Raw genomic sequence first — 13092 nt, forward strand, 5'->3', positions numbered from 1 at the left:
GAAATGAAACGTGAGTTTAGGGGGAAAAGCAGGAAGCGCGGAAGGCTACATTTTGTCGGCGTTCTGGGCGTGCCAGGTCTTAAAGGCGTCTATTTCCTTCTGCTGGGTGTCAATCATCTTCTCCGCCATAGCCTTGAGCTTGCTGTCTTTGCCGTAGGCCACTTCGGCTTTGGCCATGTTCATGGCACTCTGGTGGTGCGTGGTCATCAGCATGTTGAAGTTCATGTCCGGGTTGGCCACGGTAGGCGGCGTATTCTGCATCATGGTCGTCATCGACGTCTTCATCTGGGCCGTGAACGGGTCGTTCGGGTCCGTGGGCTGGTAGTTGGTCGGGGCATTGTCGAGGCGGGTGGCCACGGCTTCCAGCTCCCCGATTTCCTGCTGCTGGTCGGCCTTGATTTTCTCGGCCATCTGGCGCATGGTGGCGTCTTTGCCATCGCGCAGCTGAATGTCGGCCATGGCCACCGCGCCTTTGTGGTGCTCCAGCATCATGTGGGCAAAGTCGTGGTCGGTGTTGCCCTTCATTTTCATGGCGTCCATCTTACCCATCATCTCATCCATCGAGGCTTTCAGGGGCGAGTCGCTGGCCATCGTGGAGTGGTCCATTGTAGAATGGTCCATCGTGGCCATGTCGCCGGCCGCGGCAGTTTCGGTGGTGGCGGTGGTTTCCGTAGCGGTTTTGGTGTCGCAGCTGGCCAGCAGCAGGGTGCCGGAGTACAGCAGGGCGCAAAGAATGGCTTGGGTTTTCATGGATTCAGGGAATTAGCGGAGGAAAAAACGAGCGGGAAAAGCGCGCAAAACGGAGCTGCCTAGCTAGCGGCCGGGCCTTTCACGTTGATAGTGAAGTCGCCGGTGTGGATCTTGCCGGCGTGGTTGAACTGCAGGAACACGCGGTACAGGCCAGGCGCCTCGAAGTTGGTGTTGAAGCCAATGGCCGGGCCTTTGTCAGCCTGGTCGTTCGGGTGCACGTGCAGGTAGCGTTCTGTGTCTTCGCTGATGACGACCACGTGACCCAGCGCGCCCAGGTAATTGTCGAGGTCGGTTACGGGCTGGCCGTTTTTGCTGATGACGATTTTCATGCCCAGCAGCTGGCCGGTGTTCAGGGGCTTATCAAACGCCAGGGTGGCCGAGTAGCCATCCTTTTCCCAGCTCATATCATCGTTCTTGAACTTGACGGGCGCGTATTTCGGTCCCTGCACCGTCACGGGCTGGCGGCCCAGCTGGTGGCTGCTCCCGGTAGGCGAGTAGTCCTGGAACAGCACAAACTCGCCACCCTTGGGGAAGGTGTAATCCACCTGGTAGTCGCCCTGGGCCGTGTACTCGGGGTGCTCGTGGTAGAACTGCGAGAGGTCTTTGCTGACGATAATCAGGTGAATCTTCTTCTCGTGCACCACGGCCAGCGGCACCGGGGCGGCCTCGTTGCCGGTTTCCTGGGGCGTGAAAGCCAGCTTGGCGGGCTGCCCGGCTACCAGCTGCATGGGGATAGGGGTGAACTTCATCTGGTAGGCCTTGCCATTGCTGGCGGGCAGGTCGGTGTGCTCCAGGTTCATGCCGCACTTCGGGCATGTGTCGCCCGCCTTGGTGCTGGTTACCTCGGGGTGCATGGGGCAGGAATAAATGTGGCCGCCGGCGTGCTCATCGGTACCCGCCGCGGGCCCATCGGTGGGCGTAGTAACGGTATCGGTGGCACTGCTGCTGCCGGCATCCGACGAGCAGCTGGCAACGGTAAACAGGCTGGCAGCGGCCAGCAGCGGAACAAAAATGCGCTTCATATAAAAACAGGTAAGGAGTGGAAACGGTGGAAAATTGGCCTCAGCCAGGGTTCGGCAGTTTACGCCAGCCACTGCTGCCAGAGCACGAAGCTTAAGGCGGCAGCCACTACGGCGTAGAGCAGGTAGGAGGGCCAGCGGCGACCTGGTTCCGACGGAGCCGAGCCATTGGCTGCCTCACAACAACGCTTCATTGCGGGAACGGTAAAACCAGGAAATAGGGCAAGGGGCGCGCGGCCAAACTGCGCGGGCGAGCAAACGAAAAGGCCCGCCCCGGACATAGCACAGCTATGTCGGCGCGAGCCTTAGCGCGTCGAAAAAATCAGACAGTCAGCGACTGAATGTAAATGCGGATGTCCGGAATTTTGGGCTTCAGATGCCGCGGCGGAACCAGGGCAACAGCGGCCGTCTGGTCCCACTTGCCCGCCAGGGGCCGGAAATGGAATTCCGCTGCCGTTGGCAGCACGGCCGGGGCCGGAATGAGCAGGTTCTTCTGAACCGGTGTCGTCAGGGCCGAAAGCAGGGCCGCCGAGTTGTCCTTGCAGCAGTCGTGCTGGCTGCCAGCCGACTTGGCAGGGTGCTGGTCTGGCTTGGTGGTGGGCTCGGCAACCACTCCATGACCCGCGCAGCACGGGTGCGACGGCTGGGCCGCTTCGGGGTACTCGGCCACGGCCAGGCTGATTGCCGGCACCGGGTTTACTACGGCGCACAGGCACTGCCCCACGAACACGTTGACGAAGACGAGCAGGAAGCTCGTCGCCAGCAAACGGCGGAAGGGGAACAGGCTACGGAACATAGACGGCGCTAAGCGACTGCGAAATTAGTCTTATCTTCTGAAAAAGCTTACCAATATAGTGCCGTTACCACGGCTCGAATTTTGCGCCCTGCCCCTTGTTCGTGCTGATTTATAGCGCCGAAGGAAGTTTTTGCGCCTCTAACGGCTCATGAACGCACTTGGCTCCGGTACGCGGCCGATCATCAAGTGCGAAATTATATAAGTAACCGGCCATATTTTACCTACCCGATTTGGCAGCGCCGCCCGCAATGGCCTGTGCTTTGGCGGGAAGAGCTATTACCGCGAAGTCGTTACATTATGCCATTTCACGGCCGGATTCAGTACCAACTTCGGGCCCAGGAAGCCGTGGATAATGCAACTGAAAAGCGGCCCGCTTACTGCTTACGCCTGCCTAACATCGGTGTATTTATAGCGCGTCCGTACAGCAGTATTTGTAGCAAGCGTATCCTTGCGACCATCACTTGTTGAACGTTTTCGGCATCACCCACGGCCAGCTGCATAACGGCTGGTTCCATCGAAGGATAAGTGGCCCAACGCACGGTTGTGCTACCCATTTTGAGTAAGGTCGTGCGGCAGGTGATGAAATTAAACGACCAGCATCACCTTCTTCCCCAAGTCGCCTAAACCGTTCCATGCATATCAGTACTTTATACGATACCGACGGCAGCAGCTGCACGCTCACCTTCGAAGAACCGGACGGTTGGCTGCGAGCCACATGGCGTGGGTACATAGACCCGGCAGAAGCTGTGCGCGGAGCCGAGAATTACTTGAGCCACGCCGCCCTACAGCCCTGTCCCTATTTGCTCAACGACAACTCGGCCCTGCGAGGTCCCTGGTTTGATTCAGTGGATTGGCTCGAACGGGTATGGCTGCCCCATGCCCTGCGGCTGGAAATACGTTTTATCGCTCACGTTGCGCAGGCTAATACGCACGCTGACTTGCTGACGCGCTCCTTCCAGCAAGCTGTACAGGGCCAGTTGGAGCTACAGGTTTTCTCTGCCGTGGCCGAAGCGGAGCATTGGCTGCGCAGCTGCCAGTTGCGGGGCTACCGCACCTGACGGCCAGGATAGATGATAAGCGTGTGCCCTTCGTGGTACTCAAGCCGATGTGCTTGTCCGAACGACCCGCCTCCTGGCTGGAACAGGCGGAATACGGGGGCGGGTATGGCCACGACGCTGTAGCGGATGGGGGCGGGAATTTATCGAAGTGCTTCAGCCTCAAAATACTAGTTCACGTAAGCGGGCCTTATGAATACATCCAGCCTGACCAATTACTGGGACACGCTCTACGCCCAACGACGGCCGGAGCAGGCCAGTTGGTTCCAGCAGCACCCTGCGGCTTGCTTACGCCTTTTCGCGCGCGCCAACCTGCCCTTCGATGCGCCCATCATCGACGTGGGGTCGGGCCTCTCGCCCTTCCTTGATGGTCTGCTGGCCCAAGGCTACTTAAACCTGATTGCCACGGATTTGAGTGCCACTGCGCTGGATCAGCACCGGCGCCAACTGCCGCCTACACAAGCGGATCGGGTACTGTGGGTGGTTGATGACGTAACGGCCCCGCAGCACCTGCCCTTGCTCGATCCCGTACTGCTGTGGCACGACCGGGCGTTGTTGCACCGCCTGACTAGTCCCACCCAAATGGCGATGTATCGCCGTCTGTTGGACCACATGGTCTTGGCCCACGGCTGGGTGTTATTGGCTGCGCGCGCGCCACAGCCCGGCCCACCCCTGACCGATGCCGGGTTGCTGGTTCAGCCCTATGGCGTGGCTGAGTTAACGGCTCTGCTGGGCGCCGATTACGCACTGCGGGGCACCTTCGACGAAGTGCATGAAACGCCCCAGGGGGAAAAGCAAACCTACACGTTTGCCCTCTTCCAGCGCAATGCCACAGCCCGCACAGGTGCTTGGCAATAGCCGATGACGCGTTTGAAAAGGCGCGCAATCCAACATAATGGGCCCTGAATCGTCTATTTTCAGGAACTGTTCCGGTTGATGTACAAAACAGCAGGCTGGTAACACCTGCTATGCTGGCAAATTGCAGGAACAAGTGCTTGGCAAAGCCAGTCGTTTCCATCCAACGAACGGTGAATTTGCTAACACCATGCACCTACCGCAAATCCTGAATGGCCACGGCGTCCATGTCGGTGTACTCGCGGTTTTCGCCGGCCATGCCCCAGATAAAGGCGTAGCTACCGGTGCCGCAGCCAGTATGGATGGACCAGGGCGGCGAGAGGATGGCCTGCTCGTTGCTCACCCACAGCGACCGGGTTTCCTGAGGTTCGCCCATCAGGTGCAGCACCCGCTGACCCTGGGCCAGGTTGAAGTACAGGTACGCTTCCATGCGCCGGTCGTGCACGTGAGCCGGCATCGTGTTCCAGACGTTGCCCGGCTTGAGCTGGGTGAGGCCCATGACGAGCTGGCAGCTTTGAATGCCCTCGGCGTAGATGTATTTGTTGATGGTCCGTTGATTGGCGGCTTCCAGCGTGCCCATCTCCACCGGTGTAGCCTCGGCGCGGGTGAGGCGCGTGGTGGGGTGCGCGTGGTGGGCCGGAGCTGACAACAAGTAGTACTTGGCCGGCTGGCTGGTATCATGGCTTCCGAACTCCACCCGCTGGCTGCCCATGCCCACGTACAGGCAATCTTGGTAGTCGAGCTCGTAGGCTTTACCATCGACGAGTACCTGGCCCGGCCCGCCGATGTTGAGGATGCCCAGTTCCCGGCGTTCCAAGAAGTAATCGGACTTGAGGTTGGGCGGGCACGGCAGCGCCAGCGGGCTGGCGCCAGGCTGGGCCCCGCCTACTAGCATGCGGTCGTAGTGCGTGTAAGTCAGCCGGATATCGTCGGCTACGAACAGGCTTTCAATCAGAAAATTCTCGCGTAGCTCGGCGGTGGACATGCCCGCCGTTTCACGGGGGCTGATGGCATAGCGTTGGGTCATTACTGGTGGGTTTTGATGGGTATTTCCTAGCTGCTTACTTTCCGGCTTCCGGTACTCTGCTTCTTTTTATTAAACTAAAAACTAGAAACAAACGACTTGAAATCAATAGGCTATTTCACCTGCACTTCCAGCGGGGAAGCTAGGCGCTGGGCGAAGTCGCGCAGGTAATCATCCCAGGTGGTAGCGGTGGCGAACTGGCCGCTTTTGGTCCAGCCGAAGCCGGCGTAGTACACCAGCCGGCCGTCGGTGGGCGTGGCCATCACCAGCAGGTGGCTTTGGTCCTTGGTTTTACTACGGCGGTCCTGCCAACCCTGAATGGCCTGGGGGGCCAGTACTACGCCGGTGCCCAGCTGCGCGTCGTCCATGGGCTCCCAGTAACGAAACCACCCCTGCCTGGGCTCGGCTTTAATTTCGCCGCGTACCCCCTTGGGCTCGGCGTGCAGGGTGGTACCGATGGCCAAGTTGGGCAACGGCTTATCGGCGCTGATCTGCTCCTCGAAGCGCGTGAGGTTACTGCCCAAGTCGAGACTGATGATTTTCTTTTCCTGCACCGTACGGCCGTTGGCCGACCAGGGCGCGTAGCTCAGCTCAAATAAGGTACGGATGGGCCCAATAGCCAGCCGCCGGTAGCTGACAAAGTTGCGCGAAACATACAGCGAATCATTGTCCCAGACGCCCGTACCCGCAAAGCCCCGGCTGTCGCCCACGTGGTAAGGGTCGTAGCCCTCGCCCCGGTCTACGTGGTAGTAGCGGTGGTCGGCGGGGTAGTTGCCGTACCATTTATCAATTACGGGGTACGAGACGCGCTTAAGCCAGCAGTCCATGCCGCTGGTAAGGGTGCCACCTTTTTCCTGGGCTACTACCATGCGCTCAGCTTCGGGGCCATAGGTGCGGAAGGCCACCCGGTCGTTTTCCCAGGCATAGTCGTCGGTGCGCTCGGGCGCAAAGCGCGAGTACGTCGTCAGCTCGCTTTGGGGCTGGCGGGCGGCCCCATCGGACTGGCCGAGTACCCCAAAGGTGCGGGTGCCACCGGCCGCGCTAGCCACCTGAAACAGCAGTTCATCTACGGTGCCATTGCCGTCCGTGTCCACCGTTTGGCTTACTATAAACTTTCCCGTCTGCTCATCGCGCACCAGCAGGTTTTCGGCTCCGAACTCCGTCAGTAGCGCCTGCAAGTGGGTGGCCGGAATGCTCACCGTTTCGGCCGGCCGGGCCTGGGCCAGGCGGTTGCGCACGGTCACCGTAAGCGAGCCGGCACCCCCAGCGGCAGTCGGCTTGGTGCTCGCGCACGAAGCCAGGGCACCGGCACCCAGCAGCGGTAGGGTTAAGGCGAGAAGAGAATGGGAAATACGCATTGCGCTGGGGTCTGAAAGGATATTGGGTCAGGTTAAGCCCGTCCAGTCAACTCCTGTTCGGTTACGGGCCTGAGTTTGGGTGAAATGAAGTGCATCACCGTCCAAGCCACCAAATAGGCCGAGCCGCAAATCAGGAAAATAATGTTGTAGCCGGCGTTGATGTTGCCGCTGTTCTTGGCCGAATCGAGCAGATAGCCGATAAGCAGCGGAAACAGGATGCCGCCAATGGAGCCGGCCATGCTACCCAGGCCGATAACCGAGCTGAGCGTGCGCTTAGGAAACATGTCGGAAGCCACCGTGAAAATATTGGCGCTCCAGGCCTGGTGGGCGGCAGCAGCCAGGCTGATGAGGGCCACGGCCGGCCAGATGCCGGTGGCGTAGCGAGCGGCCATAATTGGTACCACAGCCAAGGCGAACAGCAGCATGGCCGTTTTGCGGGCCTTATCCACCGGCCAGCCCTTCTTAATCAGCCACGACGACAAGTACCCACCCCCGATGCTACCCACAGTCGTCATCGAATACACCACCACCAGCGGCAGACTGGGCTTTTTCAGGTCGAGGTCGAACGTAGTGGCAAAGTATGAGGGCAGCCAAAACAGGAAAAACCACCAGATGGGGTCGGTGAGCAGCTTGCCCAGCAGAAATACCCAGGTCTGACGCAAACTCAGCAGCCGACCCCAGCCCACGCCCGCGCCCTGCCCGGTGGCCGTCAAAGCATCTGCCTCGTCGTCGTCGGAGTTGATGTAGGCCAGCTCTTCGGCCGAAAGCTTGGCTTGGCGGGCAGGCACTTCGTAGCCATACCACCAGAATATCAGCCAGATAAAACCAATGGCCCCAGTGAGGATAAAGGCCATTTCCCAGTTGTACACGCCCAAAATCCAGGGCACGAGCACGGGGGCCACTACGGCCCCAATGTTGGCCCCGGAGTTGAAAATGCCGGTGGCTAGGGCCCGCTCCTTCTTTGGAAACCACTCGGCCACCGTTTTCACGGCCGCCGGAAAGTTGCCAGCCTCGCCCAGGCCCAATGCGGCCCGCGCTACTCCAAAACCGATAGTACTGGTGGCAAAGGCATGGGCAATGGCGGCCCCGCTCCAGGCAATGATAGAAAATGCGTAGCCTTTTTTGGTGCCGATGCGGTCAATCAACCGGCCAAATAGCAGCAAACCCAGCGCATAAGCCGCCGAAAACGCCATCACGATGTAGCTATAGTCGGTTTCGGTCCAGCTGAACTGCTCCTCGAGCGTGGGCTTGAGCAGGCCGATAACCTGGCGGTCGAGGTAGTTGATGCTGGTGGCAAAGAACAACAGGGCCACCACGGTCCAGCGGTAATTTCCGACAGGTTTCTGCATGGCCGTTAGCGTTTTAAAGAGTGAATGAAGGAAATCAGTCCGGCCACGCGGGCCGTGAGGGCGGCCGGGTCGGCGCTGTTTTTGAACAGTTGGGAGCCAATGCCCACGCAACTCACCCCGCCAGCAAACCAGGCCGTCAGGCTTTCCAGAGTCGGTTCTACGCCGCCCGTAACCATAATTTTCATCTGGGGCATGGGCCCGTGGATGGCCTTCACATAGTCGGGCCCCACGAGGTTGCCAGGGAAAATCTTGACCAGCTCTGCCCCCAACTGAATGGCCTGGAAAATCTCGTTGGGCGTGAGCACGCCCGGCACCCAGGCCACGTCGTGGTGCTGGCATGTGGCGGCCACGTCGGCCGTCGTAACCGGCTGCACCACAAAATCGGACCCGGCCGCAATGAAGGCCTCGGCCGTTTTGGCGTCGTATACCGTGCCAATACCTAGCAGCAGTTCGGGGCATTCGTGCCGCGCAAATTCGCGCAGCTGACGGAACACGGGCAAGGCATTGTCGCCGCGGTTGGTGAATTCGAATACCCGCACTCCACCCGCGTAACAGGCCTGTACTATCTGTTTGGCATGCTCGATGTCGGCGTGGTAGAACACCGGCACCAGGGGTGCCTGTAGCATCCGGGCCAGAGCCTCGGGGGCGGCTACGGACGGGAGATTTTTGGGAGGAGACATTGCTTTTTAAGCTATTAGCTGGCAGCTGTTAGCTGTTAGCTTCGTTCTGAGAATTTGTTTGGTAGTTGCCCTATGGGCCCTCTGCACTTCGGGCTTCATCTTGAAAAAAGCTATTAGCTAATAGCGGTCAGCTACTAGCTTAGAAAAGCTATCGGAGCAGCCGGCCGCTGACGTTGCCGGCCAGAATGTGCTCAACTTCGGCCGGCGTTATTAGGTTGATGTCGCCGGGAATGGTATGCTTGAGGGCCGAGGCGGCGGTAGCAAAGGCCAGTGCATCGGCGGCCGAGTGGTTTTGGAGGCACCCGTAGAGGAAGCCGGCCAGAAAGGCGTCGCCACCCCCAATGCGGTCCACAACCGGCGTCAGGTCGTAGTAAGGAGTTTGCAGGTAGCCTTGCTCAGCGTCGAAGAGCATGCCCTTAATGCGCTCATGCGAGGCACTTTGAGTTTTGCGCTTGGTAGCCAGCACCTGCTTGAGTTGCGGGAAGCGTTGCAGCAGCTGGGCGGCCACCGAGGCAAAGCCGTTGCCGGTGCCGGCTTCGGGCTCAATGCCGAACAGGTCGACCGCGTCGCCCTCCGAGCACACGATGATGTCGCAGCCGGCTACCAATTCGGGCATTATGTCCTGGGCTTTGGCGCCGTACTGCCACAGGTTGCGGCGGTAGTTCACATCGGCCGATACGGTGAGGCCCTGGGCGCGGGCGGCAGCAATGGCCTCGCGGGTAGCCTGGGCCGCGCCGGCCGAAATGGCGGGCGTAATGCCGGTCCAGTGCAGCCATTGGGCGTCATGCAGAATTTCATTCCAGGCAAACCACTCGGGCTGCAGGCTGGCAAAGGCCGAGTGGGCGCGGTCGTACACCACCTGGCTGGCGCGCAACGAGGCCCCGGTTTCGAGGTAATACAAACCCAGCCGCTCGCCCCGGAACACGGTGCCGGCCAAACCCACGCCGTATTGCCGGAAGTGGCGGGCGGCGGCGTGGCCCAGCGGGTTGTCGGGGAAACAGGTAACGTGGGTGGCGGGCAGCCCCAGGCCGGCCAAGCCGGCGGCCACATTGGCCTCGCCCCCACCGTACGTGGCCTCCAGGCTGGTGGCCTGACTCAAACGCTGATGGCCGGGCGGCGAGAGGCGCAGCATGATTTCGCCAAAAGTAACCACGCCCCCGGCGCGGCCTGAAACAGGTGTGGCGCTAGACATGGGCAGTGGGTGCAGATGAAACAGGAGTCGCTGCCATTGGGGCCTTATCGAAGCCAAAATACTGGCGGGCGTTGTGGTAGCACACGTTCTGCACGAGCTGGCCCAGGGCAGGTAGGTCGTCGGGTAGCTCGCCCCGGCGCACATCTTCGCCCAGCAGGTTGCACAGAATGCGGCGGAAATACTCGTGGCGCGGAAACGAAAGGAAGCTCCGCGAATCGGTGAGCATGCCCACGAACCGGCTCAGCAAACCCTGGCTGGAGAGGCTGTTGAGTTGCCGCTCGATGCCGTCCTTCTGGTCGAGAAACCACCAGCCCGAACCAAACTGGATTTTACCTGGCACCGAACCGTCCTGGAAGTTGCCGGCCATGGTGGCCAGCAGGTCGTTGTCGGCGGGGTTGAGGTTGTAGAGAATGGTTTTGGCCAACTGGTTGGGCGCGTCGAGGCGGTCGAGGTAGCGAGCCAGGGCCAGGCCCTGTTGGTGGTCGCCAATCGAGTCGGCCCCGGCATCGGGACCCACGCGGCGTAGCAGCCGAGTACTGGTGTTGCGCAACGCGCCCACGTGAAACTGCTGAGTCCAACCCTTTTCCCAGTTCAGGCGACCCAAAAACACCAGCAAGCCCGACTTAAACTGCCCGGATTCGGCGGGACTAAGCGCCGCGCCGCCGCGCACTTTGGCGAAGGCTGCCGCCACCTGTGCAGGCGTATAATCGTCGGCGTACAAGTGGCTCAGGCCGTGGTCGGAGAGCCGGCCGCCCAGGCTGGCAAAGTAGTCGTGACGCTGGCGCAGGGCCGTTTTCAAGTCCTCATACGTGTGGATATCGAGGCCGGCGGCCGCGCCCAGCCGATGCAGGTAGGCATTGTAGGCGGCGGGGTCTTCCACGGCCAGGGCCTTGTCGGGCCGGAAAGTGGGAAGCATCCGCGGGCCATCGGTATTGGTGGCAGCCAGGGCGCGGTGGTACTCCAGGGTATCGGCCGGGTCGTCAGTGGTGCACACCACTTCCACGTGCATCTTGCGCAGCAGGCTCTGGGTTGAGAATTCGGAGGTTTGGAGTTGCGCGTTGCAGGCGTCCCAGATACGGCGGGCACTGATTGGGTTCAGCAGCTCGGTGATGCCGAAGTAGCGTTGCAGCTCCAGGTGGGTCCAATGGTAGAGTGGGTTGCGCAGGGTGTAGGGCACAGTTGCGGCCCAGTGCTCAAACTTCTCCCAGTCCGTGGCGTCGCCCGTAATGAAGCGCTCATCCACCCCGTTGGCCCGCATGGCCCGCCACTTGTAATGGTCGCCGGCCAGCCAGATTTGGGTCAGGTTCTCGAACTGCCGGTTCTGAGCTAACTCGTTAGGCGGCAGATGGCAGTGATAGTCGATAATGGGCATGGCCGCCGCGTACTCATGGTACAGCCGCCGGGCCGGCTCAGAGTGCAGCAGAAAATCAGGGCCAAGGAAAGGCATATTCATTTAGTGCTAAGAGCTTCGTTGTTGGTGCTTAGGCGGGCGGTGGTCAGTGGGCTTGGGGGGACGTTGTCATGCTGAGCGAAGCCGGAGGCGTAGTCGAAGCATCTCTACCGCTTCGTTGTAGTAGTAATCCAACGAAGCGGTAGACATACTTCGGCTTTGCGGACACCAGATGAAGCATGACGTTCTCTCTTCACCATTTTACTTCCCTCTCATTCCACCGTTCACAACTGGCCCGCCATCCACTACTGCGCGGCCGGCGGCCAGATGACGCTGGCGCAGCAAGGCCTCCATAAAGTAATAGTCAGCGTAGTTCAGCGGCACGTCCACCTCACTGTTCGAGGGTTTCGAGCCAGTGCTGTGCAGCAGCAGAAAGCCGCGGTTCGTACCGGCCGAAGCAGTGTAGTCTTGAGCGAGGCTGACCAGGGTTTTATCGGCCTGGGCGCGGTAAATAGCAGCTTGCGGGCTGTAGGTGCTCAACTCGTACAGAGCTGAGGCAATAAGGGCTCCGGCCGAGGCGTCGCGGGGCTCATTGGGGATATTGGGGGCGTTGAAATCCCAGTACGGCACCCCGTCGGCGGGCAGGTTGGGATGGCCCAATAGGTAGGCCGCTACACGCTCGGCCTGGGCCAAATAGGTTGGATCACGGGTTTCGCGGTACATCAGCGTGTAGCCGTACAGCGCCCAGGCCTGCCCGCGCGCCCACGCCGACTCGGGCGCGGCGCCCTGGTGCGTGGTGCGCGTCACCACGGCCCCAGTGCCGGGGTTGTAATCGACTACGTGATAAGTGCTGAAATCAGGGCGGAAGTGGTTTTTGAGCGTTGTGTTAGCGTGCTGAACAGCAATTTTGTAGAATGAGGAGTCGCCCGAAAGGCGGGTAGCGGAGAATAGCAGCTCCAGGTTGAGCATGTTGTCGATAATCACCGGGAAGCCCCACACATCCTGATGGTGGTCCCAGGAGCGGATGGCCCCCACGGCCGGGTTGAAACGGGTGCTGAGCGTACGGGCCGAGGTCAGGATAACCTCTTTGTAAGCGGCATCCTGGGTGTAACGGTAGCCAGTGCCGAAGCTACAGTACACCTTGAAGCCCATATCGTGGGTGGTGCCGTTGGTCTTTTCGGGCTCAATAAAAGCCATGTACTGCCGGGCGGGCGTCTGCCATTTGTCATGCCCGGTGGCCTCGGCTAGCAGCCACAAGTAGCCGGGCCAGAAGCCGCTGGTCCAGTCGCGCGAGGCTACCAACACCAGATTACCCTGGGCATCCACGGTTCGCGGCGACACCAGCGGCGGCTTACCGGCCGGCGCGGGGTTGCTGGCCTGTGCGGCCGGCACCTCACGCAATAGCAACGCCGCCTGCGTTTCGGCCAAGTCCAGCGTGCCCCGCATGGCCGAAGAGGCGGCGGGTTTGCTGGTTTGGCAGCCCGCCAGCAGGGTCAAACCAATAACCGGACAAAGGAAAAAACGAAGATTCATGCGCATTGCAGATGCTGTTTTCAAACTGATAGGAGCCAACCAACAAATAGGTTGCTTTACGCTTCAGAGGATGGTTTAGAGCTGAGATTCT

The 13092-nt window shown here is 60.4% G+C and carries 13 protein-coding genes; 2 read left to right on the top strand and 11 right to left on the bottom strand.

The genetic code is table 11. The features are described 5' to 3' along the window. Positions 1-45 precede the first annotated feature (45 nt). The 4 genes from HW554_RS11530 to HW554_RS11540 form a co-directional block, all read right to left on the bottom strand. Complete coding sequence (locus HW554_RS11530; RefSeq protein ID WP_176908740.1) at positions 46-750, bottom strand: DUF305 domain-containing protein; 705 nt, start codon at positions 748-750, stop codon at positions 46-48. A gap of 59 nt (positions 751-809) precedes the next feature. Then, positions 810-1772: a heavy metal-binding domain-containing protein gene (locus HW554_RS11535; protein WP_176908741.1), complete on the bottom strand. Its 963-nt coding sequence runs from the start codon at positions 1770-1772 to the stop codon at positions 810-812. 59 nt (positions 1773-1831) lie between these two features. Then, entirely contained in the window at positions 1832-1963 is a 132-nt protein-coding gene (locus HW554_RS20850; protein WP_262889898.1) for a hypothetical protein, read from the bottom strand. Positions 1964-2091: 128 nt separating this feature from the next. Then, positions 2092-2565, bottom strand: a complete 474-nt coding sequence (locus tag HW554_RS11540) for a hypothetical protein (protein WP_176908742.1) — start codon at positions 2563-2565, stop codon at positions 2092-2094. Between the two features lie 632 nt (positions 2566-3197). Here HW554_RS11540 and HW554_RS11545 point away from each other — a divergent pair. Further along, positions 3198-3623, top strand: a complete 426-nt coding sequence (locus tag HW554_RS11545) for a hypothetical protein (protein WP_176908743.1) — start codon at positions 3198-3200, stop codon at positions 3621-3623. Between the two features lie 189 nt (positions 3624-3812). Further along, positions 3813-4478, top strand: a complete 666-nt coding sequence (locus HW554_RS11550; protein ID WP_176908744.1) for a class I SAM-dependent methyltransferase — start codon at positions 3813-3815, stop codon at positions 4476-4478. Positions 4479-4671: 193 nt separating this feature from the next. On the opposite strand, the gene kduI is transcribed toward HW554_RS11550, so the two are convergent. The 7 genes from kduI to HW554_RS11585 form a co-directional block, all read right to left on the bottom strand. Beyond that, complete coding sequence (gene kduI / locus HW554_RS11555; protein WP_176908745.1) at positions 4672-5502, bottom strand: 5-dehydro-4-deoxy-D-glucuronate isomerase; 831 nt, start codon at positions 5500-5502, stop codon at positions 4672-4674. Between the two features lie 110 nt (positions 5503-5612). Beyond that, on the bottom strand, positions 5613-6857 hold the full coding sequence (locus HW554_RS11560) for a DUF4861 domain-containing protein (protein ID WP_176908746.1): 1245 nt from the start codon (positions 6855-6857) through the stop codon (positions 5613-5615). A 32-nt stretch (positions 6858-6889) separates the two neighbouring features. Next, positions 6890-8206 (bottom strand): MFS transporter, encoded by a 1317-nt coding sequence (locus tag HW554_RS11565; protein ID WP_176908747.1) that lies wholly within the window; start codon positions 8204-8206, stop codon positions 6890-6892. Between the two features lie 5 nt (positions 8207-8211). Beyond that, positions 8212-8886 (bottom strand): beta/alpha barrel domain-containing protein, encoded by a 675-nt coding sequence (locus tag HW554_RS11570; protein ID WP_176908748.1) that lies wholly within the window; start codon positions 8884-8886, stop codon positions 8212-8214. 148 nt (positions 8887-9034) lie between these two features. Further along, positions 9035-10078, bottom strand: coding sequence for a sugar kinase (locus HW554_RS11575; protein WP_176908749.1), 1044 nt, complete (start codon positions 10076-10078; stop codon positions 9035-9037). Then, positions 10071-11531 (bottom strand): glucuronate isomerase, encoded by a 1461-nt coding sequence (uxaC, locus tag HW554_RS11580; protein WP_176908750.1) that lies wholly within the window; start codon positions 11529-11531, stop codon positions 10071-10073. Before uxaC ends, HW554_RS11575 begins: the two co-directional genes overlap by 8 nt. A gap of 198 nt (positions 11532-11729) precedes the next feature. After that, the gene (locus HW554_RS11585) at positions 11730-13001 is read right to left on the bottom strand and encodes a glycoside hydrolase family 88 protein (protein ID WP_246285202.1); all 1272 of its coding nucleotides are present in this window, start codon (positions 12999-13001) and stop codon (positions 11730-11732) included. Positions 13002-13092 lie beyond the last annotated feature (91 nt).

It is taken from the genome of Hymenobacter lapidiphilus (assembly GCF_013377885.1).
Taxonomy (GTDB): Bacteria; Bacteroidota; Bacteroidia; order Cytophagales; family Hymenobacteraceae; genus Hymenobacter; species Hymenobacter lapidiphilus.